Below are 15696 nucleotides of genomic sequence, written 5' to 3' on the forward strand. Positions count from 1 at the left end.
GCCTCTGACGCGAACACCTTCGCCATCCCGGTTTCCGCGTCGGCCCGCTCCCCCGCGTCCAGCCGGGCAGCCGCCCAGTAGGTGAGCAGGCGGGCGGCCTGCACCCTCGTCGCCATCTCGGCGATCTTCAGCTGGATGGCCTGGAAGTCGCCGATGGGCTGGCCGAACGCGGTGCGCTCGGTGGCGTACCGCAGGGCCTCGTCGTAGGCGCGCTGGGCGACGCCCACGGCCCGGGCGGCGATGTTGATCCGCCCGGTTTCCAGCGCGGACAGGGCCTGCTGCATGCCGCGGCCCTCGGTGCCGCCAAGGAGCTGGTCCGCGTGCACCTGGACGTCGGTGAGGAGCACCTCGCATGATTCCGGGCCTTTGTAGCCGAGCTTCGGGATGTCCTTGGTGACGGCGAACCCGGGCGTGCCCGCGTCGATCAGCAGGATGCTCATGCCCCGGTGCGCGGGGACGGCGGCCGGGTCGGTCTTGACCAGCACCGGCAGCGGGTCCGCGTGCCTGGCATTGGTGATCCACATCTTCGTGCCGTTGACGACGTAGTGGTCGCCGTCGCGGCGGGCGGTGGCGGTGATCCCCTGCAGGTCGGTTCCCGCGCCTGGCTCGGTGAGCGCGATGCCGGTGCGGCGGGCGCCGCTGGCCAGCTCGGGCAGGTACTTCTGCTTTTGCTGCCCGGTGCCGTGCCTGGCGATCATCCAGCACGACAGCGAGTGGCTGCCCAGGATCCCCGCGATCCCCATCCAGCCGCGGGAGATCTCCTCGAACGTCACGGCGAACGACACGCTGTCGGCGCCCATGCCCCCGTACTCCTCGGGCACCAGCAGGCCGAACAGGCCCAGCCGTTTCATCGTGTCCACGATCTCGGCCGGGTAGCGGCCGGCCTGCTCCCAGTCCCGCGCGACCGGGACGATCTCCTTGTCCACGAACGACCTGATCGTGTCGCGGTAGAGCCGCTGTTCGGGGGTGAGCGTGAAGTCCATGGCTTTGCCTTATCCGGGTTGGTCGGGTGACGGGGCGCCGAAGGCTCCTTCGCCGGCGAGCCTGGCGGGGTCGGCGTCGTCGTACTTCAGGAGGGCGCGCAACACGTCGCCGGGTGCTGGTACACGTCCCCGACCTGGAAGTCCTCGTAGAACCGTCCCTGCCAGCCCGGCCTGACGGCCGGTGTGCCGGCGCCGGCCGTCGCACCGTCAGGATCCTCTGTCACAGCCACGAGCTTAGGGGGCGTTCCGCGGCAGGCGCGCTGCCGGCCGCGGGCGAGCTGACCGACGGCAGCACCGGCCGGTGACGGTGGCGGGCAGACCTAGGAGACGACGCCGCGGTCGATCGCTCCGCTGACCGAGACAACCCACCACAGGCCCATGGCATCGGCCTGGCCGTTCGCCTGGCCCGGCCCGTAGTCGCCCGTGAAGAGGTAAAGGGGCCACTTGTCGTAGGTGACCTGGAGCTCGCCGTCCGGGCGCCGGTCCGTGCCGAGCAGTGCCGGGTTGATCCCAGGCCCGGCCAGCGGCTTCGTCACGCCCTTGGGCAGGACCAGGGGCGGCCAGCCAATCAAGCAGGCCGGCGAGCAGACCGATGGTCCCTGCTTGTCCGGCGTGTACAGGTACAGCGTCCGGCCGGCGCCGTCGGCGAGTATCTGGCCGAGGCCGCCGATGGTGGTCGCGCGCACCTCATACGCGGGCGGGCCGCTGGCGGCGGCAGAGCCGCACGAGGTCGCCAGGACCGCGGCGGCCGCGCAGGCGAGTGCCGCCCGGGCCGCCGCTGTCATCGCGCCGCCAGCGTCGTGGTCATGTGAGGTAGCCCTCCCGTGCCGCCCTTGGCAGGGCCGGAACCATCCGGCTTTCCGCCGCTTACGTTACCCGGTTGGTTGAATGTGATGACGACGGCTACGCGGACCGGATCGGCTTGAGACCGGACGCCGAGCGATGGCAGGGGGGATTCATGCGTGCGGTAGAGATGACGGCGGCCGGCGGGCCCGGGGTCCTGCGGCTGGCCGACGTGCCCGAACCGCAGGTCACCGGGGAGCGGGACGTGAAGGTCCGGCTGCGGGCGGCGGGCATCAACCCGGTCGACTACAAGCTGCGCTCCGGCGGCACGATCGGCGGGGTGCTGCCCGCGGTGCTCGGCTGGGATGGGGCCGGGATCGTGGAGAGCACGGGGCCGGGCGTCAGCCGGTTCGGCGCCGGCGATGAGGTGTACTTCTGCGACGGCGGTTTCGGGCCGGTACCCGGCACCTACCAGGAGGTCAAGGTCATCGACGAGCGGCTGCTCGCGCGCAAGCCGCGGCGGCTGTCGTTCATCGAGGCGGCCGCGGCGCCGCTGGTGACGATCACCGCCTGGGAGGCGCTGCGCGAGCGCGCCCGGGTGGACAAGGACCAGCACGTGCTCGTGCAGGCCGGCGCCGGCGGCGTCGGGCACATGTCCGTGCAGATCGCCCGGCTGGCAGGCGCGCGGGTGGCGACCACGGTCACCCCGGGTCCGAAGGCGGAGCTGGCCTCCTCGCTCGGCGCCGAGCTGTGCATCGACTACACCCGGCAGGACGTGGGCGAACGGCTGCGCGCGTGGACAGGGACCGACGGCGCCGATGTCGTGCACGACACCGTCGGCGGCCGGACGTTCACCGCGTGCTTCCTGCTCGTCCGGCCCTACGGGGACCTCGTCTCGAACGTGGAAAGCCCCTGGGAGGACGCGGCGATCGAGGCCATGCAGAAGAGGAACCTGCGGGTCTCCTTCACCTGGATGCCGGCGCCGTCGGTGTTCGGCTGGGCAGCGCACCGGGTGCGCCAGCGCGGGATCCTGGAGGAAGCGGCGGCGCACTTCGACGCGGGCGAACTGCGCGTCCAGGTCGGCGCGACGTTCCCGCTTGAGCGGGCCGCCGACGCCCACCGCGCGCTCGAAGCCGGGCAGGTGACGGGCAAGGCCGTGCTCACGATGGACGCCTGAGAACTAGCGGCCAGATGGCTCAGCCGCCCGCGGCGGCACGGGCGGCCCGGGCGAGGAGGTGGGCGCGCTCGCTCGCGTTGGCGGTCATCGCGGCCGCGCGCTCGAATTCGGCCCGCGCCTCCGCCCGCCTGCCGAGCCGGTCAAGCAGGTCGCCGCGGACGCTGGGCAGCAGGTGATATCCGCGCAGCGCGGGCGACCCGGCCAGGGCGTCCACGATCGCCAGCCCGGCGGCCGGGCCTTCGGCCATCGACACGGCGACCGCGCGGTTCAGTTCGACCACCGGCGACGGCACCAGGGACAGCAGCACGTCGTAGAGGGCGACGATGCGGTTCCAGTCGGTGTCCGCGGCGGCGGGCGCGCGGGCGTGGCAGGCGGCCAGCGCCGCCTGGATGACGTACGGCCCGCTGGACTCGCTGCCGCTGAGCGACTCCGCCGTGCCCAGCGCGGCGAGCCCGTGGGTGATCAGCAGCCGGTTCCAGCGGCCGCGATCCTGGTGCAGCAGCGTGATCAGCTCGCCGTCGCGCCCGGTGCGGGCCGGGATCCGGGACGCCTGGATCTCCATCAGCGCGACGAGGCCGTGCGCCTCTGGCTCGTCCGGCGCGAGCGCGGCCAGCATGCGGCCGAGGCGCATCGCCTCCTCGCACAGCTCCGCCCGGGTCCAGGACTCCCCCGAGGTCGCCGAATAGCCCTCGTTGAAGATCAGGTACACGACCTCGAGCACGGAGGCGAGCCGCGCGGCGAGCTCGGCGCCGGCCGGCACCTCGAAGGGCACGCTGGCATCGGCGAGCGCCTTCTTGGCCCGGGTGACGCGGGCCGCCATCGTCGGCGACGAGACGAGGAACGCGCGCGCGATCTGCTCGGTCGACAGGCCCGCGACCAGCTTCAGCGTCAGCGCCACGCGCGCGTCGCGCGACAGCGCCGGGTGGCACGCGGTGAATATCAGCCGCAGCACGTCGTCCTCGACGCGGGCGCCGAACTCGATGTCGGCCATCGGGTCTGCCGCCTCCGCGAGCTGCCTGGCGATCTCCGGGACCCGCCGCTCGAAGCTGGCCTGCCGTCGCACGCCGTCGACGTAGCGGCGGCGCGCGACCGCGGTCAGCCAGGCACCGGGGTTGGCGGGCACCCCTGACGACGGCCACTGTTCCAGGGCCGCGACAAGGGCGTCCTGCGCGAGGTCCTCGGCCAGGCCGACGTCGCGGACCACGCGGGCGAGCCCGGCGACGAGCCGTGCGGACTCGATCCGCCAGACCGCCTCGACCGTCGCCTTCGCCGCCGCGTCAGCCAACGACGCTGCCTACTGGTCCCGCTGCTGCCCGGCGTGCGCGCGCAGCTGCTTCTCGGCGTCGATGATGTCCTGCGGGAGCTGCCCTGCGAAGTCCGCCGCCTCGTGGATGCGGCGCAGTTCCACGCTCGTGCTCGCGAACGGCGCGCGCTTCACCCACTCGACGGCCTCCTCGAGCGAGGACACCTGCCAGATCCAGAAGCCGCCGACGATCTCCTTCGCCTCAGCGAACGGGCCGTCGATGACCCGGCTGCCGCCCGCGGAGTCGTACACGACGCGCTTGCCTTCCGCCGAGGGGGCCAGGCCGTCGGCCGCCAGCATGATCCCGGCCTTGACCAGCTCCTCGTTGTACCTGCCCATCGCCGCGAACTCGTCGGCGTGGTCGGCGTAGTTGCCGCGCTCGCTGTCTTCTGTGGCCTTGACCAGCACGATCACGCGCATTGTGAGCTCCTTCGCTGACCGGCCGGACGTTCCGGCCCACCAGTGCGTCGAACGGCGCCGGGCGGATTCGACACCAGGCCCAGATGTTGTTTCTACCCCGGCGGGCGCGGTCAGCGCAGGCCGCGCGAGGCCAGCCACTGGGCGCCGCGGCGCGCCGACGCCCGGGACAGCCAGGCGTCCTGCACGACCTCGGCCAGTTCCCGATGGCTCAGCTCGGCCAGGCGCGCGGCGCGGACCAGCACAGAAGGATGGCCGTCGAAGTGCGCCGTGGTGAAGAACGGCGAGTCCGGGTCGCCGGTGAGGGCGCGCTTGTCGGCCTCGGACGCCACCCAGAACATGATCACGTCGTCGTACCGCTCGCCGGTCGCCGGGTCGGCCGCGTCCGGGCGCGGGTTGCGGAAGAAGATGAAGGACTTCCCGCCGACCTGGTAGACGGGGTTGCCCGCGGAGCCGTGGACGCAGGTGACGTGCGGCATCGCCAGCGCCAGCGCGTGCACGTCCGCGACCCGCGCCGGCCGGCTGCCCGCATCCATGCACCAGAGCATAGGCCGCGGTCCCTAGACGTGCTCCATCACGATCACGCCGGTCGTGTCGGGTTCGAGCGCGTCGAAGATGTGCGGGACGTCCCCGGGATAGGTGACGTAATCACCTGGCCAGAGTTCGACCGCCTCGCCGGTCGGGCCCGCCAGCACGCGCCCCGTGCTGAGCACCAGGTGCTCGATCGTGCCAGGCATGTGCGGCTGCGAGGCTCGCGGCGGACCCGGCTGCGCGCGTATCCGGTAGATGTCACGCCGCGCGCCGGGCGGGCAGGACGCGAGCATGGTGGCCTCGTAGTCGGCGCGCTCTGAGTGCACCACCGGGCCCTGCCCCGCGCGGATCACCTGGATCACCCGGCGCGGCGGTTCGACGAGGCGGCTGAACGGCACGCCGAGCGCGACGCCGAGCGCCCACAGCGTCTCCACGCTCGGGTTCCCTGTGCCGGACTCCAGCTGGGACAGGGTCGACTTGGCGATCCCCGCCCGGCGGGCCACCTCGGTGAGCGAAAGCCCGACGCGCGCGCGTTCGCGGCGCAGCGACGCCGCGATCAGCGACACGACATCGGCCGCGTTATCCGCCATGGGTTCACTCCAGACTCCGAAACGTTCGGTTTGACGAACCCTGCCCAACGCGTTCATTATATTGAACATGCGGCTTCGATGGCGAACAGCCGGCCGCCCGGATCGCGGGCTCGTCAGGGACGTCGCCCTCGTCTGCCTGGCCGACGCGATCGTGGGCGTGTCGTTCGGCGCGACCGCGGTGGCGGGCGGGCTGCCCTGGTGGCTGCCGGTCGTCATGTCGCTGGTCATCTTCGCCGGCGGAGCCCAGTTCGCGGCGGTCAGCGTGGTGCTCGCGGGCGGCAGCCCGGTCGCCGCCGTGGCTGCCGGGGCCGTGCTGAACACCAGGCTGCTCCCCTACGGCCTGGCCGTCGCGGACGTCACCACCGGCCGCTGGTGGACAAGGCTGCTCGGCGCGCACGTGACGACGGACGAGTCGGTGGCGTTCGCGCTGCGGCACACAGACCCCGCGCCGCGCCGCGAGGCGTTCTGGACCTGCGGCGTGACCCTGTTCGCGGCGTGGAACGTCGCCGTGCTGCTCGGCGTGCTCGCCGGCACGGTGGTCAGGAACACCAACGCCTTCGGCCTCGACGCCACCTTCCCCGCGGTGCTGCTCGCCCTCGCGCTGCCCACCCTGACCGACCGCCGCACCCGCGCCGCCGCGGGGACCGGGGCGGTGGCCGCCGTCGCGCTGACCCCCGTGCTGCCTGCGGGCCTGCCGGTGCTCGCCGCGCTCGGCGGCCTCGCATGCCTGTGGCGCAGGCGCTGATGCCGCTGCTCGCCGTCGCCGTACTGGCCGCGCTGACCTTCGCGTTCCGGGTGAGCGGGCCGCTGTTCCTGCAGCGGGTCACGGTCCCCGCCGCGGCGGAGCGGCTCCTCGCCAGCGCCGCGGCGGTGCTCCTGGTCGCGCTTGCCGCGACCTCCGCGCTCACCCAGGACGGCGGCTTCGCGGGCTGGGCCCGCCCCGCCGGGGTGCTCGCCGCCGGAATCCTGGCCGCCCGCCGGGTTCCCTTTCCGTTCGTGGTGCTGGCCGCCGCCACCGTCACGGCCCTGCTCCGGCAGGCCGGGCTCCAATTATCCCGAACGGACCGTGGCGGCTGTGGCCGCCGCAACCGGACCGTCCGGCCGGTCAGCGGTCGTCGGACAGGACGGGCTCGGGAAGCGTGCCGGCGTTGTGCTCGAGCAGGCGCCAGCGCCCGTTGCGCAGGCCGAGCACCGACCAGGAGCAGTTGGACAGCGGGCCGAGGACCCCGAACACGTCGTCGGTCAGGCCGAGAATGCGGGCCATGCCAAGCCGGAGCGCCGCGCCATGGCTGACCACCACCGCCAGCCCGCCGTCGGGGACCTGCGCGGCGACGCGGTGCAGCGCGGCGCCCACCCGGTCGGCGACCGCGGTCGTGGACTCGCCGTCGGGCGGCTCCCAGGTCGCACGCTCGGCCGGGAAGCGAACCGCGATCTCGGCGTCGGTCAGCCCCTCCCAGGACCCGCCTGACCGCTCGCGCAGGTCCTTGTCCAGCGTGATGGCCAGGCCCGTCAGCCGGGAAAGCCGCGCGGCCGTGCCCGAGGCGCGGCTCAGGTCCGAGGAGAAGATCGCGTCAGGCCGCAGCGTCGCGAGCCGGCTGGCGGCACTCGCGGCCTGCGCCTCGCCGGTCTCGTCAAGCGGTATGTCGGTCTGGCCCTGGAACCTGCCTTCGGTGTTCCAGATCGTCTGGCCATGCCGCCAGAGCACGAGCCGCTTGGATTCGGTCAGCGTGACTCCCCTGAGTTGCCGGGACCGGACCACCCTGCCGCCGCCGCCTCAGGCAGCCGGATCCGCGGGCAGTCTTTCCAGAGCCGCTCCAGCGCGTAGTACAGGCGCTCCTCCTTGTTCTGCACGTGGACGACCACGTCCAGGTAGTCGAGGAGCACCCAGCGGCCCTCCCGTTCGCCCTCGCGGCGGACCAGGCTGGCGCCCGCCTGCCGCATCCGCAGCTCCACCTCGTCGATGATCGCGCGTACCTGCCGGTCGTTGGCTCCCGAGCAGAGCAGGAACACGTCGGTGATCGCTAGCTGCTCGCTCACGTCGTAGGCGACGATGTCCTGGGCGAGCTTGTCCGCCGCGGCCAGCGCGGCGATCTCGGTGAGCTCGATGGCCCGTGGGATGGCTGTCACGTGTCTGGCTCTGCCTCCTCGGTAGGGGATGACTTACTTATAGACTCTCATGACCTTATGTACAGTCTCCGCTTGGCGATGTACTGCACCACGCCGTCGGGGACCAGGTACCAGACCGGCTCCCCGCCGGCCACCCGGTGGCGGCACTCGCTGGAGGAGATGGCCAGCGCGGGGATCTCCACCAGCGACACCTTGCCGTCCGGCAGCCCGGCACCGGTCAGCCGGTGCCCGGGACGGGTGCAGCCGACGAAGTGCGCCAGCGAGAACAGCGCGTCCACGTCGTGCCAGGTCAGGATGTTCGCGAGCGCGTCGGCGCCGGTGATGAAGTACAGGTCGGCGTCCGGGCCGTTGGCGGCGCTCAGGTCGCGCAGCGTGTCGATCGTGTACGTGGGCCCCGGCCGGTCGATGTCCACCCGGCTCACGCTGAACCTGGGGTTGGCGGCGGTCGCGATGACGGTCATCAGGTACCGGTCCTCGGCCGGCGAGACGGCGCGGCCGTCCTTCTGGTATGGCTGTCCGGTGGGGACGAACACGACCTCGTCGAGCGCGAAGATGTGCGCCACCTCGCTGCCGGCCACGAGGTGCCCGTGGTGGATCGGGTCGAACGTGCCGCCCATCACGCCTATCCGCCTGCGCCCGTTAATCAAACGGCCATCTCCTTGGTCATGGTATCGAGATCGTATAGGGCGCCCGGAGCCGAAAATGTTCCGGTTACTCCGGCAGGCTTAGCACCGCGGGGTGATGCGGACCACTCGCGGAGGGGGCTAGCATCAAGATATGACTTCAGTGCCCGATCGTGCCCGCGTCCGGCTCACCGGCATCAGCTCGCGCGCCTACGAACACCCGGCGGACCGCTCCGCGCTCGTCGCGCTCCGCAAGCTGAGCGGATTCGACGTCCTGCTGGCCAAGCTGTTCGGCCTCATCAACGAGCGCGCCCTGCGCCTGACGTACCTGGCCGGGGCGGTCAAGGTGTCCGAGCGGCAGTTCCCGCACATCTACGCGCTGGTGCGGGACGGCTCCTACATCCTGGACCTGAAGGACGTGCCCGACGTGTTCGTCATCCAGAGCCCGCAGGTGAACGCGATGGCGATCGGCCGGGACAGGCCGTTCATCGTGATCACCACCGGCCTGGTCAACCTGCACGACGAGGAGGAGCTGCGCTGGGTGATCGGCCACGAGCTCGGGCACATCCTGTCCGGGCACGCGGTCTACCGCACGATGCTGCTGATCCTCATCCGGCTGTCGCTGCGGATCGCCTGGATGCCGATCGGGTACATCGGCCTGCGGGCCATCATCTGGGGTCTTGAGGAGTGGTTCCGCAAGTCCGAGCTGTCCTGCGACCGGGCCGGCCTGCTCGCCGGCCAGGACCTGGACGCCGCGCGGCGGGCGCTGATGAAGCTGGCGGGCGGCCCGTACCTGTCCGAGCTGAACCCGGACGCCTTCCGCGAGCAGGCGCGCGAGTACGACGCGGTGCCTGACCTGCGCGACAGCGTGCTGAAGCTGCTGCAGCTGACGGGCACCACGCACCCGTTCGCCGTCGTCAGGTACGCCGAACTCGACCACTGGGCGGTGCACGGCGACTACCAGCGGATCCTCGGCGGCGACTACCTGCGCCGCGAGACCGACCGGGACGCGTCCGTCACCGACGAGGTCAAGAACGCCGCCAAGTCCTACCAGGACTCCTGGAGCCGCTCGGAGGACCCGCTTGTCGGCATTCTCCGCAACGTCGCCGGGACCGCGGCAACGACCGCAGGCAGCCTGTTCGACCGGTTCACCAGCGGCCGCGGCTCCGGGGGCTCAGGGGGCTCTGGCGGCTCAGGGAACGGGAACGACGACAACTGACGGCCGTTCGCGTCCCTCCGCCGGGCAAGCGCCGGCTACGGCCGCTCGAACTCGTCGAGCCCCGCCCCGGCCCGCGCCTCCGCGCGCAGCGTGTAGTGCATGAGCTTGCCGGTGGCGGTCCGCGGCAGCGCGGTCAGGAACTTGTATCCGCGCGGCCGCTTGAAGTTGGCGACCATCGGATGCGCGAGCATGTGCTTGTCGCACTCCGCCGCGGTGAGCCCCTCCGCCAACGGCACGACGTAGGCGACGACGACCTCGCCCCACCGCTCGTCCGGCACGCCGACGACGATCGACTCCCGCACGAGCGGATGCTCGTTGAGCGCCTCCTCGACCTGCACCGGGTGCACGTTCTCGCCGCCAGAGATGATCATGTCGTCCTTGCGCCCGACGATCGTGACGTACCCGAGTGAGTCCCACGTCGCCAGGTCACCGGTGAACACCCAGCCGTCCCTGAACCGGGCAGCCTCCTCCGCGTCGTTGTGCACGTACGCGTAGCCGGACTTCACCGACCGCATGACCACCTCTCCGATCGTCGTCCCGTCCTGCGGCACGAGCTCGAAGAGCGGCTCAGCAGACTCGGAAGAAGTCAGGGAGGCCACCGCCACATCGTCGTCGGTGCACGCCCGGCCCGCGCTGCCCGCGTGTTCTGGCAGGTCAGCGGGCCGCAGGAACGTGTTCCAGAACGCCTCGGTGGTCCCGTACCCGTTGAAGATCCGCGGCGTGAGCACCGACTGGTAGCGCAGGCACGCGGCCCGTTCGAGGGGCGCGCCCATCGTCACGATGCCGCGCAGCGACGACAGGTCGCGGGGGCGCGCCTCCTGCTCGGCGGCGAGCAGCGCCAGGTTTGTCGGCGCCCCGATCAGGAACGTGATCCCGTACGACGCCACGTAGTCGAGCACGGTCGCGGCGTCGAACGCCCGCATCGGGAACGCGGCGGCGCCCGCGTAGAAGACGGCGTTCGGCCCGCCGGGGGAGATTCCGCCCCGGTGGAACCACGGCGTCATGTTCAGCGTCTTGTCCTCCGGGGTCAGCGGGAAGTGCATGATCACGTCGTGCGCCGTCAGCACCTCCGCGACCGACGGCAGCGGCACCCCCTTGGGCATGCCGGTGGTGCCCGAGGTGTAGAGCCGGGTGGACTCTTCCCAGGTGGACCCCGTCCCGGCAGCCGGCAGGTCCGCGCCGCTGTTCATCAGCGCTCCGAACGGGACCGTGTCTTCGCCCGCCCCGTCACCGGCGTGCACGAGCAGCCCGGGGCGGTGCGCGGCGATCCCGAGCGCGTCGGCCGTCGCGCCTGCCAGCGACCCGTCGAAGACGTGCACCGACGGCAGGCTGTCGTCCAGCACGTACGCGGTCTCGCCTGGTGAAAACCGGAAGTTGACCGGTGCCGCGATCGCCCGCAGCCGCTGCGCGGCCAGGTAGAGCAGCGCGAACTCGGGTGAATTGAACAGTTGGAACGTGATCACGTCACGCGGCCTGACGCCGCGCGCGGCGAGCCCGGCGGCCAGCCGGTTCACGTCGTCCCCGAGCTCGGCGTACGTCCAGCTCCGGCCCGTCGCCAGGTCGAGCATCGCCAGCCGCTCGGCGTACCGGTGAACGTTGCGCCAGAACCCGGCACTGAACGTGAAGTGGTGGTCGAAGACGTCGCGCAGTGCCGACGGGTCATAGACGTAGGGCTGGGGCACGGGTTCCTCCACTTCGCTCAGACTGCCGTCAGCACGGCGACGCAGTTCTGCCCGCCGAACCCGAACGCGTTCGTGATCGCGGTGCGCACGGGCAGCTGCCTGGCGACGTTCGCCACATGGTCAAGGTCACATTCCGGATCGGGGGTCTTCAGGTTGATCGTGGGCGGCACGATCCCGTCCCGCATGGCCAGCGCGCAGACCAGCGCGGACAGCGCGCCCGCCGCGCCGATCAGGTGCCCGGTGACGGACTTGGGGCTGCTGACGGCGGCATGGTCGGCCGCGGGGCCGAGCGCCTGCCTGATCGCGAGGGCCTCGGCGCGGTCACCGGCCGCGGTGCCGGTCGCGTGCGCGCAGATGTAGTCGATGTCGCTCGCGTCGACGCCGGCGCGGGCGACGGCGAGCCGGATCGCCTCGGCCGCGTACTCGCCGCCGGGGGCGGGCGCGGTCACGTGGAAGGCGTCTGCGGTCAGCGCGCCGGCGGCCAGCGCAGCGTACGGGGTCGCGCCGCGGGCCGCCGCGTGCTCGGCGGACTCGACAACCGCGATCACCGCGCCCTCGCCGTAGACGAAGCCGTCGCGGTCGGCGTCGAATGGGCGGCACGCGCCGGCCGGGTCATCGTTGCGCCGCGACAGCGCGCCGGTCGGGATGAGGCCGCCGAACGTCACCGGCGTGATCCCGGCGTCCGTGCCGCCGGCGATGACGACCCGCGCCTCGCCGGACAGGATGAGCTGTCTGGCCCGCAGCAGCGCCTCGCTGCCGCTCGCGCACGCGTACGCGCCGGCGTGCACAGGACCGTGGATGCCGAGGTCGATGGAGACCTCGCAGGCGGGCATGTTCGCCAGCGACGACGGCACGAAGTAGGGGCTGAGTGGCTGGCCGCCGGCCAGCCGCCTGGCGGCTGCCTCGATCGTGTCGAACCCGGCGACCGCGGCGTTGATGACCACGCCGACATCACTGGCGTCGACCGTGCTCCCGTCGCCGATCTCGAGCCCCGCATCGGCCACGGCCTCGCGTGCGGCGGCGACGGCGAACTGGGAGAAGCGGGCGGTGCGGCGCAGCCGCCTTCGGTCCAGGTACCGCCCCGCATCGAAGTCGCGGACCTCGGCCGCGATCCGCACCGCGAGGTCGCTGGCGTCAAAGGCCCTGATCGGCCCGACGCCTGAGTTGCCGGCGACCAGGTTCTGCCACGTGCTCTCTCGGTCGTTGCCCACGGGCGTGACCGCCCCGAACCCGGTGATGACAACCTGTTTCGTGTCGTTACGCTCCATTTATGTGCCTCTGCTCCCACCTTACTCCTGGGTCCCTGAGTGAGCAGAGTGCCTCCCGCACGCCGGCGAGACGCTCGTACTGCACGAGGGGGTCCCCGGCCGGCATGAACACGAACTCGGTCACGCCGGCAGCCACGTATTCGGCGAGCTTTCCCGTCACGGCCGCCGCTGGACCGTACGCCGTCCACTTGTCGACCTTCTCGAACGGCATCCGGTACTGCCGCCTGATCAGCGCCGCGGCGGCAGCCATCGCCGCTGATCGATCATCATCGATGCTGGCCGCGATCAGCAGCGTGATTCCGGGCACTGGCCGCCCGAGGTCCGCTGCCAGCCCGGCCAGCCGCGCCGCCCGGCGCGCGAGCGTTGCCGGGCTCGTCCACATCGACAGCCACTGGTCGCCGTACCTGGCGGCCCGCGCGAGCGCCGCGTCGCTGCGCCCGCCGACAGCGACCGGCGGCAGCGTGCCCACCGCGGGCCGCAGCCCCGGCTCGACGCGCACCGCGGCGAGCGGCCCGGCGTGGCCGACCGCCTCGCCGCCAAGCAGCGCAGGCAGGACGGACATGATCTCGTCGAGCCGGGCGCCCCTGGTCCTGATGTCGACACCGGCGGCGGTGAACTCCGCAGGGAACTCCCCGCCGACCCCGACGCCGAGCCGCAGCCGGCCGGGGGCGAGCGCGTCGATCGTGGCGAGCTGCTTAGCCGCCCAGGCAGGCTGCCGCAGGCCGAGCTGCAGCACGCTGATCCCGAGCTCGATCCGCTCGGTCACGGCGGCGGCGGCCGAGAGCGCGCACAGGGAGTCGAGCACCGGAGCGGGGGCGAGCAGATGATCGCCCGCCCACAGCCCGTCGAACCCGAGATCTTCGGCACGCCGGGCCCCAGCCACCACCGGCGGCCTCCCGCCTCCCGTCCCGAACGTGGGCAGCAGTACCCCGAACTTGATCCCGGCGACCGTCACGCCTCATTGTCACGGATGCCGCGCGGCCACGCGACGGCTGGGCCATCATCTGCCGCTCCCGTCCTCAGGCGCCCGGCTCCGCACCTTGGCCGGCCCGCCGTTCGCGCAGCGTCGCGCGGATGGCGAGCGCCTCACGGGCCATCTCGTGCATGTACCAGACCTCGTTGGGGTGCCGGTCGCGGTTCTTGCCCCAGCCGGCGTCGCGCCGGTACTGGGCGGGCCAGTCGGTAGCCAGCACGGCCTGCTCGTCCACCGGCTCCGGGTGCTCGCAATCCGGGCCCACGTAGAGCGCGTCGGCCGGGCAGTACAGCTCGCAGAGGAAGCAGGTCTGGCAGTCGCCCTGGCGGGCGATCACGGGGTGCCCGCCGGGCACGGCGTCGAAGACGTTGGTCGGACAGACCCGTACGCAGCGATCGCAATCGATGCACCGGGACGAGATCACCAGCTCGATCATGACGCCGCCCGCTGCCGGGCCGGGGCCAGCGCAGCCGACACGGTATCCAGGCCGCCGACCGTGATCGTGGCCGTGAGCCGCGGATCCCGGTAGGGCGCGTCGGTGCGCTGGTGCATGCCGCGGCTCTCGCGCCGTGCGATCGCGGCGCTGAGCACCCACCGCCCGGCCGCCACCAGCGCGGCCGCTTCCCTGCTCCGCAGGCCGTCGCGGTCCGCACCGCCGGGCGCGTAGTCCGTCACCTGCGCCCACAGGTCCTCAAGCGCCGCCAGCGACCGGGCGAGGCCTGGGCCGCTGCGGAACAGGTTCTTGTGCGGGTCGTTGAGCTCGCGGGAGACGGCGGCGCGCACCGCCGCGATGTCGACGGTTCCGGCGCGGCGGGGACGCAGCCCCGCTTCCCCGACCGGCCGCGGCTGCGCGGCTGCCGTCCCCGCCGGGATGCCGCGCTGGCTGGCCGCACGCCGGGCGGCGGCCCGGCCGGACCAGGTGCCTGAGGCGACACACCAGGCCGAGTTGGGCTGGCCGCCGCCGGAGCTGGCACCGACGATCGGCTCGCGGCTGGCGACGTCGCCCGCCGCGAACAGCCCTGGCACGCCGGCCTGGCAATCCGCGCCGGCGAGCGCGATGCCGCCGGTGCCGCGGATGGTTCCCTCCCCGCGCAGCGTGACGGGGAACGGGTCGCGGAACGGGTCGATTCCGCGGCGCAGCAGCGGGAGCAGGAAGTTGGGCTGGACGTGCCGCAGCTTCTCCCTGGCCGGCGACGGCATCCGGTCGAGCACCACGGTGACCGGGCCGCGTGCCAGCGCCAGGGCGATCATCGGGATGCCGGACTTGTAGGTGTCGAACGCGAGCTCGCTGCCGTCGCAGTCCCGGTAGGTTCCGTACATGAACGGGATCGAGCGCGTCATCGTCGAGTGCGCGGCCGACACGGTGTAATAGCAGGAGAACTCCATCCCGGTGAACTTCGCGCCCGCCTCGGCCGCCATCAGGTGACCATCGGCGGTGTTGTTGTGGGCGCCGAGCAGCCGGGAAAGGAACGCGGTGCCTCCGGTGGCGAGGATCACCGCCGCCGCCCGGCAGGTCCAGCCGCCGCCATCCTGCAGCCGGATGCCTGCCGCGCCGGCCACGGACCCGTCGCTGTGCAGCAGCAGCCGCGTCGCGGGGTGGTGGTCGAGGACCGTGACTCCCGCCCGGCGGACGCGACCGCGCATCAGCCGCATGTACTCAGGACCGCGGACGCTGGTGGCGCGGTTGGGCTGCCCGTCCCTGACGGGCCACGGGTAGTACCTGTCGAGCTCGGGCAGCCGCTGCCAGGCCACCTCCATCGTCCGGTACATCCACGCCGGATCGGTCAGGTCGCCTCCGGCGCTGCTGCGCGTGGCCACCTCCGCGGCGCGGGCGGCCGGCGGCAGGTACCAGTGCCCTACGCCCGCGGTCGCGGTCACCCCCGAGGTCCCGCAGTAGCCCTTGTCGACGAGGATCACGTCCGCGCCCTGCTCGGCGGCAGAAAGCGCGGCCCAGGCGCCGGCCAGGCCGCCGCCGATCACCAGCACTCCCGCGCCCAGTGCGGCGTGCTCCGCTGTGCCG

The 15696-nt window shown here is 72.5% G+C and carries 18 protein-coding genes and 1 pseudogene; 4 read left to right on the plus strand and 15 right to left on the minus strand.

What is annotated here, in order from left to right; genetic code table 11:
• The 3 genes from Q1N79_RS15400 to Q1N79_RS15410 form a co-directional block, all read right to left on the minus strand.
• Positions 1-983 (minus strand): acyl-CoA dehydrogenase family protein (locus Q1N79_RS15400; protein ID WP_300609676.1); only part of this gene is annotated, 983 nt, incomplete at its 3' end.
• Between the two features lie 86 nt (positions 984-1069).
• A complete protein-coding gene (locus Q1N79_RS15405) occupies positions 1070-1207 on the minus strand; it encodes a hypothetical protein (RefSeq protein ID WP_300609677.1) in 138 nt (45 codons plus the stop codon).
• 96 nt (positions 1208-1303) lie between these two features.
• Positions 1304-1768, minus strand: a complete 465-nt coding sequence (locus Q1N79_RS15410; RefSeq protein ID WP_300609678.1) for a hypothetical protein — start codon at positions 1766-1768, stop codon at positions 1304-1306.
• A gap of 173 nt (positions 1769-1941) precedes the next feature.
• On the opposite strand from Q1N79_RS15410, the gene Q1N79_RS15415 reads away from it, so the two are divergent.
• Complete coding sequence (locus Q1N79_RS15415) at positions 1942-2943, plus strand: zinc-binding dehydrogenase (protein WP_300609679.1); 1002 nt, start codon at positions 1942-1944, stop codon at positions 2941-2943.
• 19 nt (positions 2944-2962) lie between these two features.
• Here Q1N79_RS15415 and Q1N79_RS15420 read toward each other — a convergent pair whose 3' ends face one another.
• The 4 genes from Q1N79_RS15420 to Q1N79_RS15435 all read right to left on the minus strand — a co-directional run bounded on the left by Q1N79_RS15420 (position 2963) and on the right by Q1N79_RS15435 (position 5784).
• Positions 2963-4228 (minus strand): RNA polymerase sigma factor, encoded by a 1266-nt coding sequence (locus tag Q1N79_RS15420; RefSeq protein WP_300609681.1) that lies wholly within the window; start codon positions 4226-4228, stop codon positions 2963-2965.
• A 9-nt stretch (positions 4229-4237) separates the two neighbouring features.
• On the minus strand, positions 4238-4666 hold the full coding sequence (locus Q1N79_RS15425) for a YciI family protein (protein ID WP_300609683.1): 429 nt from the start codon (positions 4664-4666) through the stop codon (positions 4238-4240).
• 110 nt (positions 4667-4776) lie between these two features.
• Entirely contained in the window at positions 4777-5199 is a 423-nt protein-coding gene (locus tag Q1N79_RS15430) for an MmcQ/YjbR family DNA-binding protein (RefSeq protein ID WP_300609685.1), read from the minus strand.
• 24 nt (positions 5200-5223) lie between these two features.
• Complete coding sequence (locus Q1N79_RS15435; protein ID WP_300609687.1) at positions 5224-5784, minus strand: XRE family transcriptional regulator; 561 nt, start codon at positions 5782-5784, stop codon at positions 5224-5226.
• Positions 5785-5851: 67 nt separating this feature from the next.
• Here Q1N79_RS15435 and Q1N79_RS15440 point away from each other — a divergent pair, with 67 nt between their 5' ends.
• Positions 5852-6529, plus strand: a complete 678-nt coding sequence (locus tag Q1N79_RS15440; RefSeq protein ID WP_300609689.1) for an AzlC family ABC transporter permease — start codon at positions 5852-5854, stop codon at positions 6527-6529.
• Positions 6529-6807 (plus strand): annotated as a pseudogene (locus tag Q1N79_RS15445) (AzlD domain-containing protein); the annotation flags it as partial. The gene Q1N79_RS15440 and the pseudogene Q1N79_RS15445, both read left to right, overlap by 1 nt.
• Before the next feature lie 82 nt (positions 6808-6889).
• On the opposite strand, the gene Q1N79_RS15450 reads toward Q1N79_RS15445, so the two are convergent.
• The 3 genes from Q1N79_RS15450 to nadD are packed head-to-tail and all read right to left on the minus strand — an operon-like array spanning position 6890 to position 8558.
• Positions 6890-7510 carry a histidine phosphatase family protein gene (locus Q1N79_RS15450; RefSeq protein ID WP_300609703.1) on the minus strand — a complete coding sequence of 207 codons (621 nt, stop codon included), beginning with the start codon at positions 7508-7510 and terminating at the stop codon, positions 6890-6892.
• Positions 7507-7911, minus strand: a complete 405-nt coding sequence (gene rsfS, locus Q1N79_RS15455) for a ribosome silencing factor (protein WP_300609691.1) — start codon at positions 7909-7911, stop codon at positions 7507-7509. The genes Q1N79_RS15450 and rsfS overlap by 4 nt, the downstream gene beginning before the upstream one ends.
• Positions 7912-7958: 47 nt before the next feature.
• Complete coding sequence (nadD, locus tag Q1N79_RS15460; RefSeq protein ID WP_367185074.1) at positions 7959-8558, minus strand: nicotinate-nucleotide adenylyltransferase; 600 nt, start codon at positions 8556-8558, stop codon at positions 7959-7961.
• A 130-nt stretch (positions 8559-8688) separates the two neighbouring features.
• Between nadD and Q1N79_RS15465 the strand changes: the two genes are divergently transcribed.
• Positions 8689-9753 carry a M48 family metallopeptidase gene (locus Q1N79_RS15465; protein ID WP_300609693.1) on the plus strand — a complete coding sequence of 355 codons (1065 nt, stop codon included), beginning with the start codon at positions 8689-8691 and terminating at the stop codon, positions 9751-9753.
• A gap of 35 nt (positions 9754-9788) precedes the next feature.
• Here Q1N79_RS15465 and Q1N79_RS15470 read toward each other — a convergent pair whose 3' ends face one another.
• The 5 genes from Q1N79_RS15470 to Q1N79_RS15490 all read right to left on the minus strand — a co-directional run.
• Positions 9789-11435, minus strand: coding sequence for a class I adenylate-forming enzyme family protein (locus Q1N79_RS15470; protein ID WP_300609695.1), 1647 nt, complete (start codon positions 11433-11435; stop codon positions 9789-9791).
• A 17-nt stretch (positions 11436-11452) separates the two neighbouring features.
• Complete coding sequence (locus Q1N79_RS15475) at positions 11453-12703, minus strand: beta-ketoacyl-ACP synthase II (protein ID WP_300609697.1); 1251 nt, start codon at positions 12701-12703, stop codon at positions 11453-11455.
• Positions 12693-13658: an LLM class flavin-dependent oxidoreductase gene (locus Q1N79_RS15480; protein WP_300609699.1), complete on the minus strand. Its 966-nt coding sequence runs from the start codon at positions 13656-13658 to the stop codon at positions 12693-12695. The genes Q1N79_RS15475 and Q1N79_RS15480 overlap by 11 nt, the downstream gene beginning before the upstream one ends.
• Before the next feature lie 64 nt (positions 13659-13722).
• Positions 13723-14112 carry a ferredoxin family protein gene (locus Q1N79_RS15485; RefSeq protein ID WP_300609701.1) on the minus strand — a complete coding sequence of 130 codons (390 nt, stop codon included), beginning with the start codon at positions 14110-14112 and terminating at the stop codon, positions 13723-13725.
• Positions 14109-15696: FAD-dependent oxidoreductase (locus Q1N79_RS15490; protein WP_367185075.1), on the minus strand; the 1588-nt coding region annotated here is incomplete at its 5' end. The genes Q1N79_RS15485 and Q1N79_RS15490, both read right to left, overlap by 4 nt.

This window comes from Trebonia sp., assembly GCF_030042015.1.
Lineage (GTDB): Bacteria > Actinomycetota > Actinomycetes > Streptosporangiales > Streptosporangiaceae > Trebonia.